Origin of the sequence: Micromonospora sp. CPCC 205554 (assembly GCF_036902745.1) — a bacterium.
Lineage (GTDB): Bacteria > Actinomycetota > Actinomycetes > Mycobacteriales > Micromonosporaceae > Micromonospora > Micromonospora tulbaghiae.
The window spans coordinates 322321-344508 of record NZ_JBAKHP010000003.1 but is presented as its reverse complement, the minus strand read 5'-3'; the positions used below and the strand labels follow the sequence as shown (position 1 = coordinate 344508).

30 protein-coding genes are annotated in these 22188 nt (G+C 72.8%); 24 read left to right on the top strand and 6 right to left on the bottom strand.

The window, feature by feature from the left end; all coding sequences use genetic code 11:
* Positions 1–84: 84 nt before the first annotated feature.
* Positions 85–1836, top strand: coding sequence for an acetyl/propionyl/methylcrotonyl-CoA carboxylase subunit alpha (locus V6U82_RS07580; protein ID WP_334460065.1), 1752 nt, complete (start codon positions 85–87; stop codon positions 1834–1836).
* A 71-nt stretch (positions 1837–1907) separates the two neighbouring features.
* Complete coding sequence (locus V6U82_RS07575) at positions 1908–3347, top strand: GuaB1 family IMP dehydrogenase-related protein (protein WP_128136727.1); 1440 nt, start codon at positions 1908–1910, stop codon at positions 3345–3347.
* Positions 3348–3368: 21 nt separating this feature from the next.
* Here V6U82_RS07575 and V6U82_RS07570 read toward each other — a convergent pair whose 3' ends face one another.
* Complete coding sequence (locus V6U82_RS07570; protein WP_334460063.1) at positions 3369–3908, bottom strand: TetR/AcrR family transcriptional regulator; 540 nt, start codon at positions 3906–3908, stop codon at positions 3369–3371.
* An 84-nt stretch (positions 3909–3992) separates the two neighbouring features.
* On the opposite strand from V6U82_RS07570, the gene V6U82_RS07565 reads away from it, so the two are divergent.
* The 4 genes from V6U82_RS07565 (at position 3993) to V6U82_RS07550 (ending at position 8919) form a co-directional block, all read left to right on the top strand.
* A complete protein-coding gene (locus tag V6U82_RS07565) occupies positions 3993–4436 on the top strand; it encodes a DoxX family protein (protein WP_128136729.1) in 444 nt (147 codons plus the stop codon).
* Positions 4437–4622: 186 nt separating this feature from the next.
* On the top strand, positions 4623–5144 hold the full coding sequence (locus V6U82_RS07560) for a MarR family winged helix-turn-helix transcriptional regulator (RefSeq protein ID WP_128136730.1): 522 nt from the start codon (positions 4623–4625) through the stop codon (positions 5142–5144).
* Positions 5138–6871, top strand: coding sequence for an ABC transporter ATP-binding protein (locus V6U82_RS07555; RefSeq protein WP_334460060.1), 1734 nt, complete (start codon positions 5138–5140; stop codon positions 6869–6871). Before V6U82_RS07560 ends, V6U82_RS07555 begins: the two co-directional genes overlap by 7 nt.
* Positions 6872–6963: 92 nt before the next feature.
* Complete coding sequence (locus V6U82_RS07550) at positions 6964–8919, top strand: ABC transporter ATP-binding protein (RefSeq protein ID WP_420901027.1); 1956 nt, start codon at positions 6964–6966, stop codon at positions 8917–8919.
* A 70-nt stretch (positions 8920–8989) separates the two neighbouring features.
* Here the strand turns inward: V6U82_RS07550 and thrS are convergent, their stop codons facing one another.
* The 5 genes from thrS to V6U82_RS07525 all read right to left on the bottom strand — a co-directional run bounded on the left by thrS (position 8990) and on the right by V6U82_RS07525 (position 13936).
* Positions 8990–10204 carry a threonine--tRNA ligase gene (gene thrS, locus V6U82_RS07545; protein WP_334460058.1) on the bottom strand — a complete coding sequence of 405 codons (1215 nt, stop codon included), beginning with the start codon at positions 10202–10204 and terminating at the stop codon, positions 8990–8992.
* A gap of 658 nt (positions 10205–10862) precedes the next feature.
* Positions 10863–11327, bottom strand: a complete 465-nt coding sequence (locus V6U82_RS07540) for a type II toxin-antitoxin system VapC family toxin (RefSeq protein ID WP_334460056.1) — start codon at positions 11325–11327, stop codon at positions 10863–10865.
* A complete protein-coding gene (locus V6U82_RS07535) occupies positions 11314–12141 on the bottom strand; it encodes a hypothetical protein (protein WP_334460053.1) in 828 nt (275 codons plus the stop codon). The genes V6U82_RS07540 and V6U82_RS07535 overlap by 14 nt, the downstream gene beginning before the upstream one ends.
* Before the next feature lie 107 nt (positions 12142–12248).
* Complete coding sequence (locus tag V6U82_RS07530; protein ID WP_334460051.1) at positions 12249–13475, bottom strand: tyrosine-type recombinase/integrase; 1227 nt, start codon at positions 13473–13475, stop codon at positions 12249–12251.
* Positions 13476–13492: 17 nt separating this feature from the next.
* Complete coding sequence (locus V6U82_RS07525) at positions 13493–13936, bottom strand: hypothetical protein (RefSeq protein WP_334460049.1); 444 nt, start codon at positions 13934–13936, stop codon at positions 13493–13495.
* 219 nt (positions 13937–14155) lie between these two features.
* Here V6U82_RS07525 and V6U82_RS07520 point away from each other — a divergent pair, with 219 nt between their 5' ends.
* From V6U82_RS07520 to V6U82_RS07435, 18 genes are all read left to right on the top strand, one after another.
* A complete protein-coding gene (locus V6U82_RS07520) occupies positions 14156–14458 on the top strand; it encodes a hypothetical protein (RefSeq protein WP_152748242.1) in 303 nt (100 codons plus the stop codon).
* A 1-nt stretch (position 14459) separates the two neighbouring features.
* Positions 14460–14666: a helix-turn-helix transcriptional regulator gene (locus tag V6U82_RS07515; protein WP_334460048.1), complete on the top strand. Its 207-nt coding sequence runs from the start codon at positions 14460–14462 to the stop codon at positions 14664–14666.
* 191 nt (positions 14667–14857) lie between these two features.
* The gene (locus V6U82_RS07510) at positions 14858–15250 is read left to right on the top strand and encodes a hypothetical protein (RefSeq protein ID WP_334460047.1); all 393 of its coding nucleotides are present in this window, start codon (positions 14858–14860) and stop codon (positions 15248–15250) included.
* Entirely contained in the window at positions 15247–15684 is a 438-nt protein-coding gene (locus V6U82_RS07505) for a hypothetical protein (RefSeq protein WP_334460046.1), read from the top strand. The genes V6U82_RS07510 and V6U82_RS07505 overlap by 4 nt, the downstream gene beginning before the upstream one ends.
* Positions 15684–15977 (top strand): hypothetical protein, encoded by a 294-nt coding sequence (locus tag V6U82_RS07500; RefSeq protein WP_334460043.1) that lies wholly within the window; start codon positions 15684–15686, stop codon positions 15975–15977. Before V6U82_RS07505 ends, V6U82_RS07500 begins: the two co-directional genes overlap by 1 nt.
* Positions 15974–16615: a sigma-70 family RNA polymerase sigma factor gene (locus V6U82_RS07495; protein WP_442933426.1), complete on the top strand. Its 642-nt coding sequence runs from the start codon at positions 15974–15976 to the stop codon at positions 16613–16615. The genes V6U82_RS07500 and V6U82_RS07495 overlap by 4 nt, the downstream gene beginning before the upstream one ends.
* Positions 16612–17076 carry a hypothetical protein gene (locus V6U82_RS07490; RefSeq protein ID WP_334460041.1) on the top strand — a complete coding sequence of 155 codons (465 nt, stop codon included), beginning with the start codon at positions 16612–16614 and terminating at the stop codon, positions 17074–17076. The genes V6U82_RS07495 and V6U82_RS07490 overlap by 4 nt, the downstream gene beginning before the upstream one ends.
* Positions 17069–17278 (top strand): DUF6011 domain-containing protein, encoded by a 210-nt coding sequence (locus V6U82_RS07485; RefSeq protein WP_334460039.1) that lies wholly within the window; start codon positions 17069–17071, stop codon positions 17276–17278. The genes V6U82_RS07490 and V6U82_RS07485 overlap by 8 nt, the downstream gene beginning before the upstream one ends.
* Positions 17275–17523 (top strand): hypothetical protein, encoded by a 249-nt coding sequence (locus tag V6U82_RS07480; RefSeq protein ID WP_334460038.1) that lies wholly within the window; start codon positions 17275–17277, stop codon positions 17521–17523. The genes V6U82_RS07485 and V6U82_RS07480 overlap by 4 nt, the downstream gene beginning before the upstream one ends.
* Positions 17524–17528: 5 nt before the next feature.
* Complete coding sequence (locus V6U82_RS07475; RefSeq protein WP_334460037.1) at positions 17529–17927, top strand: DUF6085 family protein; 399 nt, start codon at positions 17529–17531, stop codon at positions 17925–17927.
* Positions 17920–18465, top strand: a complete 546-nt coding sequence (locus V6U82_RS07470) for a hypothetical protein (RefSeq protein ID WP_334460036.1) — start codon at positions 17920–17922, stop codon at positions 18463–18465. Before V6U82_RS07475 ends, V6U82_RS07470 begins: the two co-directional genes overlap by 8 nt.
* Entirely contained in the window at positions 18462–19769 is a 1308-nt protein-coding gene (locus tag V6U82_RS07465) for a helix-turn-helix domain-containing protein (protein ID WP_334460034.1), read from the top strand. Before V6U82_RS07470 ends, V6U82_RS07465 begins: the two co-directional genes overlap by 4 nt.
* A complete protein-coding gene (locus V6U82_RS07460; protein ID WP_334460032.1) occupies positions 19762–20670 on the top strand; it encodes a hypothetical protein in 909 nt (302 codons plus the stop codon). Before V6U82_RS07465 ends, V6U82_RS07460 begins: the two co-directional genes overlap by 8 nt.
* On the top strand, positions 20667–20864 hold the full coding sequence (locus V6U82_RS07455) for a hypothetical protein (protein WP_334460030.1): 198 nt from the start codon (positions 20667–20669) through the stop codon (positions 20862–20864). The genes V6U82_RS07460 and V6U82_RS07455 overlap by 4 nt, the downstream gene beginning before the upstream one ends.
* Entirely contained in the window at positions 20861–21043 is a 183-nt protein-coding gene (locus tag V6U82_RS07450) for a hypothetical protein (RefSeq protein ID WP_334460028.1), read from the top strand. Before V6U82_RS07455 ends, V6U82_RS07450 begins: the two co-directional genes overlap by 4 nt.
* 24 nt (positions 21044–21067) lie before the next feature.
* Positions 21068–21385 (top strand): hypothetical protein, encoded by a 318-nt coding sequence (locus tag V6U82_RS07445; RefSeq protein ID WP_334460026.1) that lies wholly within the window; start codon positions 21068–21070, stop codon positions 21383–21385.
* Positions 21385–21810: a hypothetical protein gene (locus V6U82_RS07440; protein WP_334460024.1), complete on the top strand. Its 426-nt coding sequence runs from the start codon at positions 21385–21387 to the stop codon at positions 21808–21810. Before V6U82_RS07445 ends, V6U82_RS07440 begins: the two co-directional genes overlap by 1 nt.
* Positions 21803–22171 carry a hypothetical protein gene (locus tag V6U82_RS07435; RefSeq protein ID WP_334460022.1) on the top strand — a complete coding sequence of 123 codons (369 nt, stop codon included), beginning with the start codon at positions 21803–21805 and terminating at the stop codon, positions 22169–22171. Before V6U82_RS07440 ends, V6U82_RS07435 begins: the two co-directional genes overlap by 8 nt.
* The last annotated feature ends 17 nt before the right edge of the window (positions 22172–22188 follow it).

The following is a 22188-nucleotide window of genomic DNA, read 5'->3' as shown; positions in this document are numbered from 1 at the left end:
GCCGCATCCCACACTGAGCGATCGTTAGGCTCCGCAGCTCGGCCGCTAAACTCCCGGCAACGACCTCCCGGGAGGAGCCACAAGGTGCGCAAGGTTCTCATCGCCAACCGCGGCGAGATCGCCGTCCGCGTCATCCGCGCCTGCCGCGACGCCGGGCTGGCCAGCGTCGCCGTCTACGCGGACTCCGACCGGGACGCCCTGCACGCCACGCTCGCCGACGAGGCGTACGCCCTCGGTGGCGACACCGCCGCCGACAGCTACCTGCGCATCGACAAGCTGATCGACGTGGCGGCCCGCTCCGGCGCGGACGCGGTGCACCCCGGCTACGGCTTCCTCTCCGAGAACGCCGACTTCGCCCAGGCCGTCATCGACGCCGGGCTGACCTGGATCGGCCCCACCCCGCAGGCGATCCGCGACCTGGGCGACAAGGTGACCGCCCGGCACATCGCGCAGCGGGCCGGTGCGCCGCTGGTGCCCGGCACCCCGGACCCGGTCGGCAACGCCGACGAGGTGATGGCGTTCGCCGTCGACCACGGCCTGCCGGTCGCCATCAAGGCCGCCTTCGGCGGAGGCGGGCGGGGCCTCAAGGTCGCCCGCACCATGGAGGAGATCCCGCACCTGTTCGAGTCGGCCACCCGCGAGGCGGTCGCCGCGTTCGGCCGGGGCGAGTGCTTCGTCGAGCGCTACCTGGACAAGCCGCGCCACGTCGAGGCGCAGGTGCTGGCCGACCAGCACGGCAACGTGATCGTGGTGGGTACCCGGGACTGCTCGTTGCAGCGCCGCCACCAGAAGCTGGTCGAGGAGGCGCCCGCGCCGTTCCTCACCGAGGCCCAGCGGGCCCAGATCCACGACAGCGCCAAGGCCATCTGCCGGGAGGCCGGCTACCACGGCGCCGGCACCGTGGAATACCTGGTCGGCGCGGACGGCACGATCTCGTTCCTGGAGGTCAACACGCGGCTCCAGGTCGAGCACCCGGTCACCGAGGAGACCGCCGGCATCGACCTGGTGCGCGAGCAGTTCCGCATCGCCGACGGGGAGAAGCTGCGCTTCACCGAGGACCCGACGCCGCGTGGGCACGCCATCGAGTTCCGGATCAACGGCGAGGACCCGGGCCGCAACTTCCTGCCCGCCCCGGGCACCGTCACCGCCCTGCGCCTGCCCTCCGGGCCGGGTGTGCGGGTGGACACCGGCATCTCGGCCGGCGACGTGATCGGCGGCAACTTCGACTCGCTGCTGGCGAAGGTGATCATCGTCGGCGAGACGCGTACCGAGGCGCTGGAGCGGGCCCGCCGCGCGCTCGACGAGATGGTGGTCGACGGCATGGCCACCGCGCTGCCCTTCCACCGCCTGGTGATCCGCGACGAGGCGTTCACCGCCGAGCCGTTCACCGTGCACACCCGGTGGATCGAGACCGAGTGGGACAACACCGTCCCGGCCTTCACCGCCGCCGCGGGCGCCGCCGACGAGCCGGCCGGGCGCGAGACCGTGGTGGTCGAGGTGGGCGGCAAGCGGCTGGAGGTCGTCCTCCCCGCCGGGCTCGGCGCGGGTACGGCGGCAGCCGCGCCCGCCGCGAAGAAGCCGGCCCGCCGGGGTGGCGGCGGCAAGGCGGGCGCCGCGGTCAGCGGCGACACGCTCACCTCCCCCATGCAGGGCACGATCGTGAAGATCGCCGTCGCCGACGGCGACGAGGTGGCCGAGGGCGACCTCGTCGTGGTCCTGGAGGCGATGAAGATGGAGCAGCCGCTGCACGCGCACAAGGCCGGCACGGTGAGCGGGCTCGCCGCCGAGGTCGGCGCGGTGATCACCGCCGGCGCGGCGATCTGCACCATCGCCTGACGACGCGGGCCGGGGGGTGGTGTGAGCCACCACCGGCGGCGGGACCGCGCTCGGGCGGGAATGATGGCCGGGTGCGGTTCCTTCACGGCGCGGTCCCCGCGCACGACCTGACATACAACGACGTCTTCATGGCGCCCAACCGTTCCGAGGTGGGCTCCCGGCTCGACGTCGACCTGGCCACCACCGACGGGACCGGCACCACGATCCCGCTCGTGGTGGCGAACATGACAGCCGTCGCGGGCCGGCGGATGGCCGAGACCGTGGCCCGGCGCGGCGCGGTGGCGGTGATCCCGCAGGACATCCCGATCGAGGTCGTCGCCGACGTGGTCGGCTGGGTCAAGCAGCGGCACCTGGTGCACGACACGGCGATCACGCTCGGCCCGACCGACACCGTCGGCGACGCCATCCACCTGCTGCCGAAGCGCTCGCACGGCGCGGTGGTCGTGGTCGACGCGGACGGCCGGCCGATGGGCGTGGTGACCGAGGCGGACACCGTCGGGGTGGACCGCTTCGCCCAGCTCCGGCACGTGATGTCGACCGAGCTGCACACCGTTGGGGCGGACGCGGACCCGCGTACCGGATTCGACCGGCTGTCGGCGGGCCGGCGGCGGATCGCGCCGGTGGTGGACGGCGACGGCCGCCTGGTCGGGGTGCTGACCCGGCAGGGCGCGCTGCGCGCCACGCTCTACAAGCCCGCTGTGGACGACCGGGGCCGGCTGCGGATCGCCGCCGCCGTGGGCATCAACGGCGACGTCACCGGCAAGGCCGCCGCGCTGCTGGAGGCGGGGGTGGACACGCTCGTCGTGGACACCGCGCACGGGCACCAGGAGCGGATGCTCCAGGCGCTGCGGGCGGTCCGACGGCTGGACCCGCCGGTGCCGGTGGCGGCCGGGAACGTGGTGACCGCCGACGGCGTACGGGACCTGGTGGACGCGGGCGCGGACATCGTGAAGGTGGGCGTCGGTCCGGGCGCGATGTGCACCACCCGGATGATGACCGGCGTGGGCCGTCCGCAGTTCTCGGCGGTGCTCGACTGTGCCGCGGCGGCTCGTTCGCTGGGGCGGCACGTCTGGGCCGACGGCGGCGTACGGCACCCGCGGGACGTGGCGCTGGCGCTCGCGGCGGGCGCCTCGAACGTGATGATCGGCTCCTGGTTCGCCGGCACCTACGAGTCCCCCGGCGACCTCTACACCGACGCCGACGGGCGGCGCTACAAGGAGAGCTTCGGGATGGCGTCGTCGCGTGCGGTGAGCGCCCGGACGGCCGAGGACAGCGCGTTCGACAGGGCCCGGAAGGCGATCTTCGAGGAGGGCATCTCCTCGGCCCGGATGTACCTGGACCCGAACCGGCCCGGCGTCGAGGACCTGATCGACGAGATCATCTCGGGCGTGCGCAGCGCGTTCACGTACGCGGGGGCGCGCAGCCTGGAGGAGTTCCACGAGCGGGCGCTCGTCGGCGTGCAGAGCGCCGCCGGGTACACCGAGGGGATGCCGCTGCCGACGAGCTGGTGACGCCCCGGCCGGTCCGCCGGATCAGTCGAACAACCGCCCGATCACGGTGCGGGCGGCGGCCTCCGGGTCGTCGCCCACCCGGGGCGGCAGTGCGCCGGAGAGCCAGAGCGTGGCGAAGCCGTGCACGATCGACCAGGCGGCCAGCGCGTCCGTGTCCGGCTCCCGCCCGGTGTGCCGGGCGACGCCGCCGCGCAGCAGTTCCCCGGACCGCGTCCGGGCGGCGACCAGCTCCGGGTCGTCGGACCGGTACAGCTCGGGCCGGAACATGACGTCGAAGTGCGCCCGGTGCCGCACCGCGAACCCGACGTAGGCCACTCCGGTGTCGAGCAGGTCGTCCCCGGCCTGCCGCAGGGCGTCGGCGAGCAGGTCGAAGCCCTGGGTGGCGAGCGCGGTGAGCAGCCCGGCCTTGTCGCCGAAGTGGTGCGCGGGCGCGGCGTGCGAGACCCCGGCGCGCCGGGCCAGCTCCCGCAGGCTCAGCGCGACCGGCCCGGACTCGGCGATCGCCTCGGCCGCGGTGCTCAGCAGGACGCGGCGGAGGTCGCCGTGGTGATACGAGGCCATGCCGCCACCCTAACTTGTCATTGACAAGATGGCACCCGTCGCGCAATCTTGTCACTGACAAGATACTCGTCGGAGGGATCGACAATGGCACCCCTGATCGCACTCCTCGCCGGCACCGCGCTGGCCCGGATCGCCGGCCTGCTCGGCGTGGACGCCCTGGACGGGTGGCACCCCGCGCTGCGGGTCGGGCTGGCGCTGATGTTCGTGCTGACCGGCGTGGCCCACTTCGCGTCCCGCCGGGCGGACCTGATCGCGATGGTCCCGCCGTCCCTGCCCCGGCCCGCCCTGCTGGTCACCGTCACCGGCGTGCTGGAACTCGCCGGCGCGCTCGCCCTGCTCTTCCCGGCCACCGCGCGCTGGGCGGCGGCCGGGCTGGTGCTGCTGATGCTCGCCATGTTCCCGGCGAACGTGTCCGCCGCACGGCGTCGCCTCACGCTCGCCGGCCGTCCGGTGACCCCGCTCGGCGTGCGTACGGCGCTCCAGGTCGCCTTCGTGGCCGCCGCGCTGGCGGTGGCCCTCGGCGGATGAGCCGAGGTCCGGGGACGGTCCCGGGCCGGCTCGGCCTCGGCGGGTGGGCCGTCCCCGGCCTCCTCGGCGCGCACCGTCGGCAGGCCAGGCCCGGCGCACCCCGGGCGCGCGCCGACCGCGGCTGAGGAGATTCTCAGAAATAGTTTGGGCCCTGATGGTTCGGGAGCTAATCTGACGCTCGTGAACATGGGACCGCTCGTCCGCTTCCCCGACGCGTTGCACCACGCGCCACTCGGCCGGCTGGTCTCGATCGCCGGTCACGTCGTCGAGCAGCACTGGGGGCGTTACCTGGCCGAACACCACGGCCTCACGTCCGCCGGCATGCGGGTCCTGATGATCCTGCTCCGCTCCGGCGACGTGAGCCACCGAGAAATGGCGGAGCTGTGCTTCGTCCGGCCCGCCACGCTCACCGGCATCGTGGACACGCTCGAACGCGACGGCTTCGTCAGCCGCCGCCGCGCACCGGAGGACCGCCGCACGGTCCGGCTCACGCTGACCGACAAGGGCGGCGAGCACGCCCGCGCCATCATCGACATGATCCACAGCGACCGGCCGTTGACGTCGGTCGACGCCGACCCGGCCAACCGGGCGGTGATCCGCGAGTTCCTGATCGAAATCATCACCGGCATGTCCGACGGGGACCTCCGTCGGTTGAACCGGGACAGCGAGTCCGACACCGAGCCGCCAACGGGGAGCCATCCGTGTTGATCCGCCTGCTCCGCACACATCTGCGCCCGTACCGACGATGGCTGGCCGCCGTGGTGGCGTTCCAGTTCGTCGGCACCATCGCCTCGCTCTACCTGCCGAGCCTGAACGCCGACATCATCGACCGGGGCGTCGCCGTCGGCGACACCGACCAGATCATGCGTACGGGCGGATGGATGCTGGTGGTCAGCCTGCTCCAGATCGCCTGCTCGATCGCCGCCGTCTACTTCGGCGCGAAGACCGCGATGGCGTTCGGCCGCGACGTACGCGGCTCGATCTTCCGGCGCGTCAACAGCTTCTCCGCCCGCGAGGTCGCCCGGTTCGGGGCGCCGTCCCTGATCACCCGTAACACCAACGACGTCCAGCAGGTGCAGATGCTGGTGCTGCTGAGCTGCACCATGCTGGTGGCCGCGCCGATCATGAGCGTCGGCGGCGTGGTGATGGCGCTGCGCGAGGACGTCGGGCTCTCCTGGCTGATGCTGGTCTGCGTACCGGTGCTGGCAGTCGCGCTGGGCCTGATCATCCGCCGGATGGTGCCGGGCTTCCGGCTCATGCAGACCCGGATCGACACCGTCAACCGGGTGCTGCGCGAGCAGATCACCGGCATCCGGGTGGTCCGGGCGTTCGTCCGCGAGCCGTACGAGACCGACCGGTTCCGGGTCGCGAACACCGACCTGACCACCACCGCGCTGCGGATCGGGCGACTCCAGGCGCTGATCTTCCCGATCGTGATGCTGGTGCTGAACGTCTCCAGCGTCGCGGTGCTCTGGTTCGGCGCCGCACGGGTCGACTCCGGTCAGATCCAGGTCGGCGCGCTCACCGCGTTCCTGCAGTACCTGATGCAGATCCTGATGGCGGTCATGATGGCCACCTTCATGCTGATGATGGTGCCCCGGGCGGCGGTCTGCGCCGAGCGCATCGAGGAGGTGCTGGACACCGACTCGTCGGTGGTGCCGGCGGCCGACCCGGTCACCGAGGTCACCGGCCGGGGCGAGCTGGAGTTGCGCGGCGCCGGATTCCAGTACCCGGGCGCGAGCGCCCCGGTGCTGCACGACATCTCGTTCCGCGCCGGACCGGGCCGGACCACGGCGATCATCGGTTCCACCGGCGCCGGCAAGACCACGCTGCTGACGCTCATCCCCCGGCTGGTCGACCCGACCGCCGGCGCGGTCCTGGTGGACGGCGTGGACGTACGGGACCTGGCCCCGGACGAGCTGTGGCGGCGGATCGGGCTGGTGCCCCAGCGGCCGTACCTGTTCACCGGCACCGTCGCCAGCAACCTGCGCTACGGCAACCCGGACGCCACCGACGCCGACCTGTGGGCCGCGCTGGAGATCGCCCAGGCGCGCGACTTCGTCGCCGAGATGCCGGGCGGGCTGGAGGCGCCGATCGCGCAGGGTGGCACGAACGTCTCCGGCGGCCAGCGGCAACGCCTGGCCATCGCCCGCGCGCTCGTCCGCAAACCGGAGATCTACCTCTTCGACGACTCCTTCTCCGCGCTCGACCTCGGCACGGACGCCCGGCTGCGGGCCGCCCTCAAGCCGGTCACCGCGGACGCGGCGGTGGTGATCGTGGCCCAGCGGGTCTCCACGATCGTCGACGCCGACCAGATCATCGTGCTCGAGGACGGGGGTGTCGTCGGGATGGGACGACATGAGGAACTGCTGGAGAGCTGCCCCACGTACGCCGAGATCGTCGCGTCGCAGCAGACGGCGGAGGTGGCCGCGTGACCTCGTCGGTACCGCAGCAGAAGAACGAGCCGACGCGGCTGCCTCCGGCCGGGCGGCGGCCCGGCGGCGGCCCGCCGCACATGAGCATGGGCATGCCGGCCGAGAAGGCGATGAACTTCGGGCCGTCGGCGCGCCGGTTGCTGGGGCGGCTGCGGCCGTACCGGCTCCAGCTCACCGGCGTGCTCGCGCTGGCCCTGGCCAGCGTCGGGCTCAGCGTCATCGGGCCGAAGGTGCTCGGCCACGCCACCGACATCATCTTCAGCGGCGTGATCGGGCGGCAGCTGCCACCCGGCACCACCACCGAGGCGGCGGCGGAGGCGGCCCGCGCCGAGGGCAACGGCAACTTCGCCGACATGCTGGCCCGGATGGACGTGATCCCCGGCGCCGGCATCGACTTCGACGCGCTGGGCCGGGTGCTGGCGTTCGCCGTCGTGCTCTACGTCGGCGCCAGCATGCTCCAGTGGGCGCAGGGCTGGGTGCTCAACGGCGTGGTGCAGCGCACCGTGCTGACGCTGCGCGCCGACGTGGAGGACAAGCTCAACCGGCTGCCGCTGCCCTACTTCGACAAGCAGCCCCGCGGTGAGCTGCTCAGCCGGGTCACCAACGACATCGACAACGTGTCGCAGACGCTCCAGCAGACGCTGAGCCAGTTGCTCACGTCGCTGCTCACCGTCGTCGGCGTACTCGGGATGATGTTCTGGATCTCGCCGCTGCTGGCGGTCGTCGCGCTCGTCGCGGTGCCGCTGTCGGTGGTGGTCACCGGCCAGATCGCCAAGCGGTCGCAGGGCAAGTTCATCGCGCAGTGGAAGCACACCGGCGAGCTGAACGGCCAGATCGAGGAGGCGTACACCGGGCACGAGCTGGTCAAGGTCTTCGGCCGGCAGAAGGAGGTCGAGGCCGCCTTCCACGCCAAGAACGAGGAGTTGTTCCGGGCCGGATTCGGCGCGCAGTTCGTCTCCGGGCTGATCATGCCGGCGATGTTCTTCATCGGGAACCTCAGCTACGTGGCAATCGCCGTCGTCGGCGGCCTGCGGGTGGCGTCGGGCTCGATGAGCCTCGGTGACGTGCAGGCGTTCATCCAGTACTCGCGGCAGTTCACCCAGCCGCTCACCCAGGTCGCGTCGATGGCCAACCTGCTGCAGTCCGGCGTGGCCTCGGCCGAGCGCGTCTTCGCCGTGCTCGACGCCGGCGAGCAGAGCCCGGACCCGGCCGAGCCGGCCCGGGTCGCCGACCCGCACGGGCGGGTCGAGTTCGAGCACGTCTCCTTCCGGTACGACCCGGAGAAGCCGCTCATCGACGACCTGTCGCTGGTCGCCGAGCCGGGTCACACGGTCGCCATCGTCGGCCCCACCGGCGCCGGCAAGACCACGCTGGTGAACCTGGTCATGCGGTTCTACGAGCTGGACGCCGGGCGGATCACGCTGGACGGCGTGGACATCTCCACGATGCGCCGCGACGACCTGCGCGGGCGGATCGGCATGGTGCTCCAGGACACCTGGCTGTTCGGCGGGACCATCCGGGACAACATCGCCTACGGCCGGCCGGACGCCACCGAGGAGGAGATCCTCGCCGCCGCCCGGGCGACGTTCGTGGACCGGTTCGTCCGCAGCCTGCCGGACGGCTACGACACGGTGATCGACGAGGAGGGCAGCAACGTCAGCGCCGGGGAGAAGCAGCTCATCACCATCGCCCGGGCGTTCCTGGCCGAGCCGTCGCTGCTGATCCTGGACGAGGCGACCAGCTCGGTGGACACCCGGACCGAGGTGCTGCTCCAGCGCGCCATGGCGGCGCTGCGCTCGGACCGGACGAGCTTCGTCATCGCGCACCGGCTGTCCACCATCCGTGACGCCGACCTGATCCTGATGATGGAGCAGGGCCGGATCGTGGAGCAGGGCACCCACGAGCAGCTCGTCGCCGCCGGTGGCGCGTACGCCCGGCTCTACCGGGCGCAGTTCAGCGGCGCGGTGATCGAAGACGAGGTGCCGGCACCCGCTCCGGCCGGCCCGCCGGGAATGCGTGCCGGCGCCGGCACGCCGGTCGGGAACTGACATGGACCCGGCCACAGGTCCGACACCGGGCCCCGTCCGGGTGCCTCACCGGCACCCGGACGGGCCGGGGTCAGGCCGGGAGCAGCCCCGCCGACCGGCTCGCGACCACCGCGCCGACCAGGCCCAGCGCCTGCTCGGCGGGCATCGGGTCGAGCACCCGGCCGTCGCGCAGGCGCAGCGAGACCGACCCGTCGGCCGCCTCCCGGGGGCCGAGAACCCCGGTGTACGGGACGCGGCGGCGGGACGCGTCCCGGATCCGCGCGCCGAGCGAACCGGCGTGGTCCACCTCGGCCCGCAGCCCGGCCGCCTCGGCCCGTCGGGCCAGCCCGACAGCCGCGCCGGCCTGCGCCGCGTCCACCGGGAGCAGCAGCAACTGCACCGGGGCGTACCAGGCGGGGAAGGCACCCTCGTGCACCTCGATCAGGTACGCGAACAGCCGCTCCATGCTGCCGACGAGGCTCCGGTGCACCATCACCGGCCGTTTCCGGCGGCCGTCCGAGTCGGTGTACGACAGGTCGAACCGCTCCGGCTTGTCGAAGTCGAGCTGGACGGTGGAGATGGTCGACTCCCGGCCGGCCGCGTCCACGATCTGAATGTCGATCTTCGGGCCGTAGAACGCGGCCTCGCCGGGCGCCTCGACGACGTCCACCCCGTCGAGCGCGGCGCGGAGCAGTTCCTCGGCGCGTGCCCAGCCGGCGTCGTCGCCCACGTACCGATGGTCCGGCCCGCGCAGCGACAACCGGAACCCGGCGGGACGGACGCCGAGCGCGGCGTGCGCCTCGCCGATCAGCCGCAGGATCTCGCGGACCTCGTCGCCGACCTGCTCCAACGCGCAGAAGTTGTGCGCGTCGTTCAGCGAGATGGCGCGCACCCGGGACAGTCCGCCGAGCACACCGGAGCGCTCCGCCCGGTACATCCCGCCCAGTTCGGCGATGCGCAGCGGCAGTTCCCGGTAGGAGCGGCCGCGGGCGCGGAACACCAGCGCGTGGTGCGGGCAGAGCGCCGGGCGCAGCACGAACTCGTCGTCGGCGCTCAGCCGCATCGGCGGGAACATGTCGTCGGCGAAGTAGCCCAGGTGCCCGGACAGCTCGAACAGCTCCCGCTTGCCCAGCGGCGGCGAGTAGACGTGCCGGTAGCCGGCCCGGCGCTCCAGTTCCCGGACGTACTCCTCGACGGCGTGCCGGGCGGCGGCGCCGGCCGGCAGCCAGATCGGGAGTCCGGCGCCCGCGAGCGGGTCGGAGACGAAAAGCTCCAGCTCCCGGCCGAGCCTGCGGTGGTCGATCATGTCGCTCTCCTTGATCGGGTACGACCCGGAGGCGAGCAGGCCCGGAACGCCGCGAGGCCCCGGAGCGGATCGCCCCGGGGCCTCGTCGACGGAAACGTCAGTGCGGCACGCCGGGAACACCCGGCGTCGTGGTCACTACCGCGCTGCGCACGCCCGAACGATAGGCACGCGGACATCGACGGCGCATCTGAGTTTCGGAGAGTGGGTGCGGGTCGCCGGCACGGGACCTGCCGGCGAGGAGCCGGTCATCAGCACCATCTACCTGCGGCGACACGCCGCCAAGATCGTTGGGAACACGGCGGGTACAACTTGGAACAGATCCGCCGGTCGGCACCGAGCGCCGTCGCTCGTCCGTGAGTACGCCGAGGGCATGTGGTGGGGCTTCTGCAACCCCGGCCAGGCCGTGCGCGAGGCGTGGTTCGACTGGCGCCGCTCGCAGGGCCCGCGCCCTCCTGTCGTCGAGCCGACGCCGCCAACGGCGAGCACTCCCGGCAGCGCTCGCGCCAGGGTTCTCGACGCGGCCAGGCGGGCGCACGACAGTATCTGCGCGTGCGACCCGAAGTACGTGATGTCGTGCCCGAGCATGGCGAGGGCGATCCTGGCGCTCGGCCCTCGGCCGAGCTGAACCGGGGGGAGCAGGCTCGGGCGGGCGGCGGGCTCAGTTCGAGTCGAAAAGGTCCGGGCCGCCATGCTTGTAGGGCTTGTCCACCCAGACACCCTCTACGTTGGTGCCGCACGGGAAGTCGCCGTCGAAGGTCATGAACGCATCGGCCCCGCCCACCACTGCTGAGGCAAGGTGGATGGCGTCTGCTGGCTTCAACTGGTAACGCCAGGTCAGATCCCGGGCCTTGAGCGCGACTGTCCGGTCGAACTCAACGAGGAGCAGGCGCGGGTTGTCGATGAGCCGCCGAACATAGTTCTCCCGGCTGACGTCGAAGGCCGCAGACCGTTCGGCTCCGCGGACCTCGACCAGGATCAGCGGTGACGTCAGGATCGTCACTTGCCCGGCGTCGGCGATCCGCAGGAGGTCAGCGACCGGCTCGAAGCCCTTGGTGCCGTTCAGGACGTAGAGGAAGGCGCAGGAGTCAAGGTAGACGGTCTCGGGGGTGTTAGGCCGACCCACGTAGGCCCTCCAGGTAGGTGACAGGGTCTTGACCGCCGGTCAGGTCCGGGAACGCGCCAGCCAGCTCGACCAGTGGCTCCGTAGCCTCTGGGAGGGGCTCGATGCTGGAGGCCCGCAGCAGCAGGATCTGTCCCGCGTCGTTGCGTCGAATCCGTCCACGAACGGTCACGTCTTTGCCGAGTGCGTCCCGCGCGACGTCGACGAGGTCGTCGCTGGGCAGGTCTACCTGGATACGGCGTCCGCCGCGCTTGGCCCAGAGGCCTGCGTACGGCTTCTTGTGGACGCTCATGCTGTCGATGCGCCCGGTCACCGAGCCGATCGACTCGCGGCGGATCTGGAGCGCGCGCGTGAGGTGCACGGATGAGCGCCGCGTTACGAGGATCGTCTTCTTCGGCAGGCCATCGACGATGAGCGAGAGTCGCATGCCGGACTGCTCGGTCACACCGAAGTGCCGGGTGAGCGCTCGGGCCTTGCGCGCCGCGGTGACACTCCAGCCGTCCGGGACGATCTCCTCCTCTTCCGCCTGGAGGAAGCCGTCGACGGCACGAACGGGCACTTCATCCATTGCGTCGAAGGATCCGCCCGGGCGGGGTTCGAGCGGCGCAAGCGCGGCCCGGATGCTGCCGAGGCCGAGGTCGGAGAAGGTCCAGCGGCTTCGCGGGGCGGGTCGCCGGCGGCCGGCGGCGTCCTCGATTCGCTCGCCTGCTTCAAGCTCAGCGAGGAGGTCGAGGAGGCCTTCGAGCCGCAGCAGCGCACTGCGCGCGTCGACTGCGGCGTGGCCGCTGTCGAGCGTCACTTGCAGTTCGGTCCCCACGACCGCAGCGTCGCATATTCGAAACAGCGATGCACGCCCGAGTGGGCAAACACGCATTATGGCGCAAAACGCGAGATTGACATTCGAGGTATATCGGATTCAGTTCTTTAGCCCATAGATCTGCGTTGGCCGGCCGGTCGCTTGAGCGCGGCGTCGACGAGCGTCCGCACCTGCTCGGTCGCCTCGGGCCATAGCCCGGCGTAGGTGTTGAGCGTGATGGTCGGGTTGGCGTGCCCGAGCGCGAGCTGCACGGTGGTGACGCTCGCGCCGGCGGCGATCAGCAGGGTGGCGAAGTAGTGCCGTAGGGCGTGCATGGTGTAGTCCTCGGGCAGCCCGGCCGCCGCCACGGCGCGCCGCCACGGCTTGCTGAAGCTGCCGCGGTGGATCGGCTTCCCGCCGGCGTTCAGGAAGACGAGCTTCGCCAGCCGGGTGCGTGGGCGGCGCGGGTCGGTGAGGTCGTCGACCTCCACCTCCCGGATCGGGTACCGCTTCAGGTGCTCGGCGAGCGCCTCGGCGGTGACGTCGGGCAGGTCCAGGTCCCGGACGCTGGTCGACGTCTTCGGCGGCGCGAGGAACGGCTTGCGCCCTGAGACCACCTTGAGCTGCTGCACGACGTGGATGCGCCGGCGCAGGAAGTCGACGTGCTCCAGCTCCAGGCCCCAGATCTCGCCCTGCCGCAGGCCCGTGCCGGCGGCGACGTACACCTGCGCGCGGTAGTGCCCGCCCTGCGCGTACGGCCGGCCGGCCGGGGCGAAGCCGTCGGCCAGGGCGTGGACCTCGTCGGTGGTGGCGATGTACCGCTTGGCGACGACCAGCTCGGGCAGGGTGATGCCCTGGCATGGCGAGTGGCCGATGACCCGGTCGAGGACGGCGGCGCGGAACATGCCGGCCAGGTAGGCGTAGACCGGGTGCAGAGACGACGGCTCCAGCACCTTGGCGCGGTCGAGCACCCACGCCTGGACGTGGCTGCGGCGGGCCTGCGCGATCGCCATCCGGCCGAGCGGGGTGGGCGCGATGTGCAGCCGGTGTGCCCACTCGGTCTTGATCTCGGTGGAGTCGGCGTGCAGCTGGAGCTTGCGCCACTCGGCGAAGTAGTTCGCGACGGTGACCTTGCCGGCGGTCGGGTCGATGTAGACGCCGCGGCTGACGTCGGCGCGCATCCGGGCGTCGTGCGCGTCTGCGTCGGCCTTGCGCTCGAACAGCAGCGCCTTGGGCCGGCCCTCGTCGTCGATGTAGCGGACGCGCCAGCGCTTGCCGCGGCCGTACCGGGCCGAGCGCAGGCGCTCGTCATTGGGGCCGCGCTTGGTGAGGTACCAGAGGTCGTCGACGGGCACGCCGCTCCCCCGTTCGGTCAGGTGGTCCGCGCGACCCGGCGAGCCATTGCCAGCAGCCGCTCGGCGAACGAGGCCCGCTCGTCGACGTGCTGCTGCTGGAGCCGGCGGATCTCACCGACCAGGTCGGCCTTCACATCCTCGGGCAGATCCGAGGCCATGATCATGCGGATCGACTCTTCGTCCTCGGCGGGCAGATCGCTTGGGGCAGCCACGCCCAGATCGTCGTGGCTATAGAAGCCGACGTCGATGAGCAGCTGCGTCGTATTCAGGTCGAAGACCTTGGCCACCTCGCGGACGCTTTCCTCGCTGACGTCGACCTCTTGGTCCAGCCAGCGACGGACGGTCTTGATGTCGACGCCGACGTCGCGGGCGAACTGTGCCTTGTTGCGGCGCGGGATGGTGTCGAGCGCGGCATTGACGATGCCGGCCCATGCCGCACGGTCGACTCCTCCTCGGCGCATAGAAGCACGATACCGGACACGTATGCCCTTAGAAATGGGCGGACGTGTCCGGGCGTGCGCGCCCGCTTTCACTCCTGGGCTCTCCGGCCGGGTGATCGTCATGCGTCGATGACTGGACATGTGGGGAACAGTAGCGGGGCACGCATGCCCTGTAAATGGCGCGAACGAATTCTGCCGGTGCACTGGACAGGGCATGCATGCCCTGTTTAGAGTGCCCTCATGAGTCAGGACATGGATGCCACGGAGCAGGGCGCGCAAGCCGCGATCCGGCTGCGGGAAGAGCAGTTCGACGCCATGACAAGCCTGCTCGGTTACGGCAACGACACCACCCGCGCCAAGCTGATCGGCGTCTGGCCGAAGACCGTGCGCCGTGCTCGCGAGGGCATCATCGGCGAGCGGTTCATGGCCCAGACCGTGGCGGCGCTGGGTCAGCACGCCGACCGGCTGGCCGAGTACAACCTGCGTCCGACCCTGAACGACCTCTTCGAGGTCGTCTCGGCGCGCGCCGACCAGGCGGCCTGAGATGCCGAAGACGACCGCGCCCCGCCGTGAGCGCATGGCGTCGGTGACCGAGGTCGCGGAGTACCTCGGCATCAACCCGCAGACGCTCTACAACTGGCGGGCCAAGGGCGTCGGTCCGAAGAGCTGCAAGGTCGGCGGCCGGGTCAAGTACCGCCTGGCGGACGTCGACGCCTGGCTGGAGTCCGGCGCTCGCGGTGATGCCGCATGACCGGGGTGTCGCTCGCCGCGGGCACCAAGCCAGGCCCGGCCCGGCCGGCCGACACTCGGCCGCCGGCCAAACCGGCTCAGCCCGCCAAGCCCGCCAAGCCCAAGCGCAACGAAGGGGTCACGCCCGCTGGAACGGCCGTGACCCCGGAATCCCGTACCCGCACCAACCCACTCAGGAAGGAACTGGTCGAGATGTCCAACGTACAGCCCGCGCCCGAGGTGGCGCAGCTCCCGCACGTCGACCGCGCTATGGCCGACGCCGCCGGGCAGGACGCCGTGCTCCGGATCGCCCGCGCCGGGATCCTCCGGGCGATCAGCCGCGAGTGCTACGCCGTGGACCAGGCCGCGCTGCCCGCGCCCGAGACGGTGACGGTCCACGGCGACAACCGGGTGTCGCTGCTGTTCGACACGGCCGCCGAGGTGATCGCCTGGGCGGAGCGGCACGGCAACGCCGGCGACGTCCGGGAGACCCACCAGGACGGCCCGGAGGGCCGCCGGTGGCACTTCACCGCGGCCCGGATCGCGTGGCGCGGTTTCAACGTGTCGCTGGGCGCCGCCGAGCGCACCTCGGCGGTGGCGGCATGACGGCGGCGGAGCGTCCGACGTACGTGCCGGGCGACCTGGTGGCGATCGCCATCCGCCAGGCAACGGTTCTGCAAGTCGGTCAGTCCGGCAACTGGATCCGCGTCTCGGGCGACGACGGGGCCCAGTACGAGATCCCGCTGCACCACCAGGACGTGACCGTCGAGCGGGTGGCGCCGGCGGAATGGCCGCCGGTCCTCGGTGACCTGTGGCGCGACTCCGGCGCCGACCTGTGGTTCGCGACGCTGAAGGCCGCCCGGGTCGGCGACGACGGCCGCGTCTTCGAGAGCGCCCGGCTGGTGATGGCACCGGCGCGGGAGACGCCGCACCTCTACCGCGAGCAGCGCATCGCCCCGGACAAGCTGCTCAGCCAGTACGGCCCGCTGGAGCTGGTCCACCGGGAGCCGCAGCCCGACGACGCGGACGGCGACGAGTGATGGCCGCCGAGATCCTGGCGGGCATCGCCACGGGCATCCGCGAGGCCGCGGGTGAGGTCGCCGGCCTGGCGCTGATCACCGCCGTCGTGGCCGCGCTCGCCTGGTACGGCCGCCGGCAGGAGGTCCGCCGCGCGGCCGAGCGCCGTGCTCGGGCGGAGGCCCGGCGGCGGCCGCCGGCGCTGGACCCGGCCGAGCTGCCCGACGCGGTGGACTTGTGGCCGGACGCCAACGACGACCACGAGATGTTCCGGCTCAACCGGTGGGACGTGCTGCTGCCGGCGGGTGTGTGGTGACCGCGCCGACGCTGGCGCGGGTGCCGGCCCAGCCGGGCCCGCCGCGCGCCGAGCAGGATCCGGAGGCCACGTGGCACCTGGTGACCGCGGCGCAGGCCGGTGACCGGGAAGCGTTCGGGCATCTCTACGCCCGCTACCGCGACGTCGTCTTCCGCTTCATCTACTTCCGCAGCGGCAACCGGTTGTTCGCCGAGGACCTCACGTCCGAGACGTTCATCCGGGCGCTGCGCCGGATCGAGACCGTGCAGTGGCAGGGCCGCGACATCGGCGCGTGGTTCGTCACGATCGCCCGCAACATCGTGGCCGACCACTACAAGTCCGGCCGCTACCGGCGGGAGTACATCACCGCCGACGTGCACGACCCCGATTCCGGCATGGACCGCTACGACCGCAGCCTCGAAGGGGATCCGGCCGGGGCCACGGTCGCGCACCTCGTCAACGTGGAGCTGCTCACCGCCGTCAAGACCCTGACGGTCGAGCAGCAGGACGTGATCGTCCTGCGGTTCCTCCACGGCCTCTCCGTCGCCGAGACCGCCGCCGCGGTCGGCAAGAACGAGGGCGCCGTCAAGGCCATCACGTACCGGGCCTGCCGCACCCTCGCGCGGCTGCTGCCCGCCGACCTCCGGGAGACCTCGTGATCGACCTGACCATCACCGCCGGGACCATCGTCGCCGTCTTGGCCGCCGGCCTCATCGTCGGCGCGATCCTGGCCAGCCTCGCCCACCGCAGCCGCCAGCTCGACGACGACGAGCGCCACGGCCGCGCCTTCCGCGCCCTGATCGCGCTCGCCCGGGAGTGCGCTGACCCGGTCCACCTCGCCCGGCTGATGCGCGACGCCGGACAGATCTGGGACAACGTCCGCCCCGACGGTCTCGCCCTGGAGGTAACCGCTGCGCCGCCGCTCACCCCGGCGTACGCGCACCGGCTGCTCGACGCCTACGCCACCGGCGACCCGCTCGACTTCTCCGGCTGCTGGGTGCCCCCGGACATCCAGGGCCGCGTCCGGGCGATCGTCGCCGGCGCCAGCGAGACCACCGCCCGCATCCCCCGCCCCGCCGGCGACGACCGGCTGGCCCGGACGAGGACCACCGATGGGTGAGCCCCCGCGCTGCTCCGAGTGCGGGCGCCGCCTCCGCACGGCAGCCAGCCGCGCCCGGGGCATCGGCCCGGTCTGCGAGGCGAAGATCCGCCCGCCGCAGCCCGCGCCGGCCACGCTGCCCGGCCTGTCCGGGCAGCGTGGTCCGGCTGGCCAGGACGGCCCGGACCTGCTCGACACCGACGACGAGGACGGTCCGCAGTGAGCGCCGCGAAGATCACCCCGGCGCCGCGGCCCTGCCCGACGTTCGATCCGGACCCGGACCTCGGCGCCGACTGGCGCGGCAAGGAGATCTGCCGCAACTGCCGCCGCCCGGGCACGGCGGACGACGCGGCCCACCGCCCGCCGCCGCCCCCGCCCGTCCCGCAGCCCCGCATCTCGCCCGCGCTCGCCGCGGCCGCTCAGGCCCGCGACGCCGCGATCCTCGGCGAGCACGACCCGGAGGAGTGATACCGGTGAGCGACGAAACCCCGACCCCCGTCGACCCGGCCCGCGTCCGCGCGGTCCTTACCGTGATGGGCTGGCCCGACGACAGCAAGCTACGGCGCGCAGCCTTCCCGGGGCCGCGCTTCTACTGGGAGTTGGCCGAGGAGATCATCCGGGCGGCCGACGCGGCCAGCTCGGAGACGCACGTCATCGAGATCCGGGCCGACGGCTGGACCATCCAGCACCCGCTGTCGTGCCGGCCGGACCTGTTCAACTGCCCGGTGAACCGGGTGGGCGAGGCCGAGATGGCCTCGCTCGACTGCCCGCCGGCCCCGCCCGGCCGCTACGAGTGCGGCATCAACGACCTCGGCGACCGGTTCCTGCTCGGCGACCGCGTCGACCAGGAGGAGGTGCGTACCGATGGGTGAGCGCCTGACCGACGACGAGTGGCGCGCGGCGACCGCCAGCCGGCCCGGCTACGCCACGTACCCGGACGGCCGGCCGGGCCAGCGCGAGCGCCTCGGCCAGCTGCCGCCACTGCGGCGGCCCCTGCCGGTGTGTTCGCACGGCTACGTGGCGCTGGTAAACCGCAACGCCGTGATCGTGCACCCGGACGGCGTGCAGTGCCACAACCCGAGGCCCTGGCGCAGCACCAGCACCAGCACCGAGGCCGCCGCGGAGCAGCCCGCGCCGGCCGCGCTCCCCACGGTCGAGCGCGTCGTCGAGGTGCTCGACGCCCGGCCACCGACCACGGCCGCCGCACCGCCGCCGGCCACGCTGGCCGCGCTGCCGCCCGCTCCGGTGTTCGATTTCCAGCCGAAGCGGGTCGCCCACCGCCGGTGGTGGCAGCCCAGATGGCATTGGGCCGTCATCGCCGCGGACAACGGCGTGCGCCACGGCTACGCGTGGACCGAGGCCGGCGCGCGCCGCCGCACGGCACGGGCGGCCCGGAGGGCAGCGCGGTGACCGTCGACGAGCTGACCGAGCGGTCCACCGAGCCGGCCGCCCGCGAGCGCGCGGAGCGGATCCGCGCCGGGATCCACAACTACCTGGAGACCCTCGCCGAGATCGCTCTTGCCTGGGAGCGCCGCGACTGGCAGGTCCTCGGGTACGCGGACTGGCAGGCGTACGTCGACGGCGAGTTCGGCGCCGAGCGGCTGCGCCTGCCGGTCGAGCATCGGCAGCGTGCCGTCGCGGAGCTGCGCCTGGCGGGCATGGCCCAGCGGGCGATCGGCACGGTCCTCGGCGTCGACCAGTCGACCGTGCAGCGGGACCTGGCCCGAGGTGATGCATCTGCATCACCTGCCGTGGTGCGCGGCGCGGACGGCAAGGCGTACGCGCCGACCCGGCCGACGCCCGCCGCGCCGCCGCCCGCGGCCGGTCCGGAGCCCGGCGAGCGGGTGTGGGTCGCGGCCGCGCGTAAGGGCATCGCCGCCCATGCGATCAAGTCGTCGATGTTGACCCGGTGCAGCCGGGCGACCCGGACCGGGCTGACGCTGGCCGCCGAGCAGGCGGCCGACCGCTGGCAGGCGACCTGGTGCCCGATCTGCTGGCCGCAGGAGGAGACCACCCGTTTCGCGGCGGGTGAACCGGTCCACGCGGGGCCGGCCGACGAGACCCACGACCCCCGGGCCTCGCGGGAAGCCGGGGCGGAGCGTCGCGACTCCGCCCCGGCAAGCGCCACCGAGACGGCCGCCGGCGACAGGTTCCCGCCGGCGGATGGAGCGGCTGAGACCGACGGTGATACCAGGAGCGTCGCCGTCAGTGAGTCCGCTCCAGCTCCCGCCCCGCCGGCCGCTTCCCTGGCCGGTGGGGCGGGGGTAACCCCCGTCGACGAGCCGCGGCTGACCGTCGACCAGATCGGACGGCTCCGCGCCGCGTTCGACTGGGCCCGCGCCGGCCTGGCCCGGCACCCGAAGTTCGGCAACGCGCCGAGCCGCGGTGTGCCCCGGGTGCTCGGCCGCGAGTACCTCGGCGAGACCGCTCCCCGCGCACCGCGCGGATCCAGCGGCTCGGCCGACCAGGTAGAGCACGTCGAGATCGATTGGAACGACGACGGAGAGATCAGCCTGTCCTACCGCTCCGACCGGTACGTCATCGCCGACACGTCGATGTGGGTTCCCGGCGTCGACGAGGCCCTAGACGTGCTCTGCGCGCTCGGCATCCTCCCGGCCCGGCTCTCCCGCCAGTACGCCGCCGGCGTCCAGGACGGCCTGCGCCGCGGCGCGGCGATCGACGGCGCGCTCATCGAGGAGGACGAGGATGCCTGACCTGCCTATGTACGAGCGCTGGCGGGACGTGCCGGACGGCCTCTACACCAAGACGCAGCTGGCGGACCTGGACCTGCCCCGCCAGCCCGGAGGGCCGGTGGCCGCGCACGTGGTGATCCGGGACTGGCGGGACAGGAAGACCACGGTGCCGCTGTACGCGTGGCAGGAGTCCGTGCCGTCGCCGGCGAGCCTGGCGCAGCTGGAGGCAGCCCGCCGCCGCGGCGGCGCCGGCCGGGTGTGCGACGGGTGCGGGGCCCGGCCGGACCGGCCGACGATCGCCGGTGACGGCGACCGTCACTGGTGCCCTGCCTGCGCCCGGATCCAGCGGCTGCGCTCGGCCGTAGCGGCTGCGGCGGCTGGCCGGATCGACGCCGTGCTGTGGGCCGCCGACCTGCTCGCCCCAGACGCGCCGCCGGCGGTCGTGGTGCGCGTCCGGCAGATCACCCGGCCGCCGAGCCCGGCCGGCCGCCGCAACCCGGAGCCGATCGCCGCGCGCGTTGACGCGGTCGACACCACCGGCACCCGCCTGGTCGACGCCACGCTCCGCCTCGCCGGCCCGCGCGTGCGCGCGGTCCCGGACGACGCGGTGGACCCGGCCGGGCTCGCCGGACCGATGCGGCGGCTGCTGACCGAGCCGGTGATCGTCACCTGGTCCGGCGGCGAGATCGACTCGCTGTGGCGGCTCTACGACGTCGACCGGCCTCGGCTCTGGCCGCCCGCGTACATCGGCGGGAATCCCGACGCCCTGTGGCGACGGGCGACCTGCTGGCGAGGGGAGGTCGACGTCGACGATCCACGACTGGAGCTGCGCAGCGCGCTCGACCCGGGCAACGCGGAGCGGACACTGCTGATGCTGCGCCGCATGGCCGCCACCGACCTGACCGCAACAGCCAGCCCATGACCGCCCCGCTGCTCGCCCGTCGCGGTACGTGGCTGGTGGCCAGCGCCGCGCTGGGCCGCCCGGTCACCGCCGCCGAGAACCCGCACATCTGCGGGACCACGGTGTGGGAGACCTGGTCGGGTCAGCCATACCGCTACGCGAAGCGCGACTGCCCGGCCTGCCCGCCACGCGCCCCGACCGGCGGCCCGCGGTGACCCGCGACGAGCTGCTCGACGAGCTGCTGGTGGAGCGGTACGGGCCGCGCCAACTGCCACCGGTCGTCCCGGAGCCGCTCGTCCGGCCCGGCGTCGACCTGGCCACCCCGCCGTCCCCGCCGCGCCGCCGCGGGCACCTGGTGGTGCTCGACGGCGGCACCACCACCAACGCCGCCTGACCTCGCACGAACGGAGACACCCTGATGGAGATCACCCTGGACACCGACCAGGTGCAGCTACTGGTCGCCGTCGAGCAGAACCGCGTCCACATGGACCCCCGCTACACCCGGCCGGACTTCGAGCGGGACCCCGGCCCGCCCGTCGCCCTGAAGCGGGCCACGCAGCGCCTCCAGCCGCTCAAGCGCATGCGCCTCGTGCAGTTGGCCGACGAGAGCGAGACCGACGAGGGCGAGGCCGACCGATACGGCGTGCGCCTCTACCAGCTGACCGAGCGCGGCGAGCAGGTCCTAGCCCAGGTCCGCGACATGGAGGCCACCGCCCGCGCCGAGGCAGGTGCCTGATGGCCTCGCTCTCGCCCACCTACGGCGTGCTGGCCGAAGTGCTCGCCGAGCGAGGGCGGCAGGACGCTAAGTGGGGCCAGCAGAACCACCCCGACGCGGATCCCGACATCCTTCGCCGGCTCACGGACGGGCCTGGCGAGTGGTGGGGCGAGCCGACAGAGGTAGCGCGGCGACTCTCTGACTTCTACGAGATTCCGGTGGCCTCCCGCGCTCGCTACAACTGCCAGCACGAGGCAGGCCACCGCGGACCCACCTGGGTCGGCATCGCCATCGAGGAGATGGCCGAGGTCTTGGAGGCCACCACCAGCGACCCGGCCACGTTGCGCGCCGAGTGGGTGCAGCTCGCCGCGGTGGCGGTCGCCGCGGTGGAGGCCATCGACCGGCGGATGGAGAACGACGCCGCCGAGGAGGACAGCCGTGGCTGACTGCTACTCGATGCGGCTGGAGGTGCGCGACTGCGACTCGGGTCTGCTGCTCTCGGTCGATGTTCGGACGATCGAGTCGCGCGCAGAGTTCGACGCGGCCGCGGCCGCGATCGCGGACCGGCTGAAGCTCCGGCAGCTGGTGTCGAAACCCGTCCAGCAGCCGTGGGAGATCCGTGCGGCGGCGACCGGCGGCGGCCCGTGCTCGCGCTGCCAGCGGCCGTTCTACACCCACGTCTGCCTCGGCTGCTCACCCGACTACCAGACACCCGGACCCGGCTGCGTCAACTGCCGTAACACCGGCATGGACCAGACGCCCTGCTTGCCACCGAAGCAGCCGCGGCCTCCTGACGATCCGGTGTAGCGGCGCGTCTGCCGTTC

Bases quoted from the DNA above. Each gene is read 5' to 3' on its own strand.
- V6U82_RS07515 (WP_334460048.1), top strand. From the start codon at position 14,460: ATGCCGAAGACGACCGCGCCCCGCCGTGAGCGCATGGCGTCGGTGACC.
- V6U82_RS07455 (WP_334460030.1), top strand. From the start codon at position 20,667: ATGACCGCCCCGCTGCTCGCCCGTCGCGGTACGTGGCTGGTGGCCAGC.
- V6U82_RS07570 (WP_334460063.1), bottom strand. From the start codon at position 3,908: ATGGCCTCGTATCACCACGGCGACCTCCGCCGCGTCCTGCTGAGCACC.
- V6U82_RS07510 (WP_334460047.1), top strand. From the start codon at position 14,858: ATGTCCAACGTACAGCCCGCGCCCGAGGTGGCGCAGCTCCCGCACGTC.
- V6U82_RS07485 (WP_334460039.1), top strand. From the start codon at position 17,069: ATGGGTGAGCCCCCGCGCTGCTCCGAGTGCGGGCGCCGCCTCCGCACG.
- V6U82_RS07550 (WP_420901027.1), top strand. From the start codon at position 6,964: ATGCCGGCCGAGAAGGCGATGAACTTCGGGCCGTCGGCGCGCCGGTTG.
- thrS (WP_334460058.1), bottom strand. From the start codon at position 10,204: ATGATCGACCACCGCAGGCTCGGCCGGGAGCTGGAGCTTTTCGTCTCC.
- V6U82_RS07565 (WP_128136729.1), top strand. From the start codon at position 3,993: ATGGCACCCCTGATCGCACTCCTCGCCGGCACCGCGCTGGCCCGGATC.
- V6U82_RS07460 (WP_334460032.1), top strand. From the start codon at position 19,762: ATGCCTGACCTGCCTATGTACGAGCGCTGGCGGGACGTGCCGGACGGC.
- V6U82_RS07525 (WP_334460049.1), bottom strand. From the start codon at position 13,936: ATGCGCCGAGGAGGAGTCGACCGTGCGGCATGGGCCGGCATCGTCAAT.
- V6U82_RS07440 (WP_334460024.1), top strand. From the start codon at position 21,385: ATGGCCTCGCTCTCGCCCACCTACGGCGTGCTGGCCGAAGTGCTCGCC.
- V6U82_RS07470 (WP_334460036.1), top strand. From the start codon at position 17,920: ATGGGTGAGCGCCTGACCGACGACGAGTGGCGCGCGGCGACCGCCAGC.
- V6U82_RS07445 (WP_334460026.1), top strand. From the start codon at position 21,068: ATGGAGATCACCCTGGACACCGACCAGGTGCAGCTACTGGTCGCCGTC.
- V6U82_RS07560 (WP_128136730.1), top strand. From the start codon at position 4,623: ATGGGACCGCTCGTCCGCTTCCCCGACGCGTTGCACCACGCGCCACTC.
- V6U82_RS07505 (WP_334460046.1), top strand. From the start codon at position 15,247: ATGACGGCGGCGGAGCGTCCGACGTACGTGCCGGGCGACCTGGTGGCG.
- V6U82_RS07520 (WP_152748242.1), top strand. From the start codon at position 14,156: ATGAGTCAGGACATGGATGCCACGGAGCAGGGCGCGCAAGCCGCGATC.
- V6U82_RS07500 (WP_334460043.1), top strand. From the start codon at position 15,684: ATGGCCGCCGAGATCCTGGCGGGCATCGCCACGGGCATCCGCGAGGCC.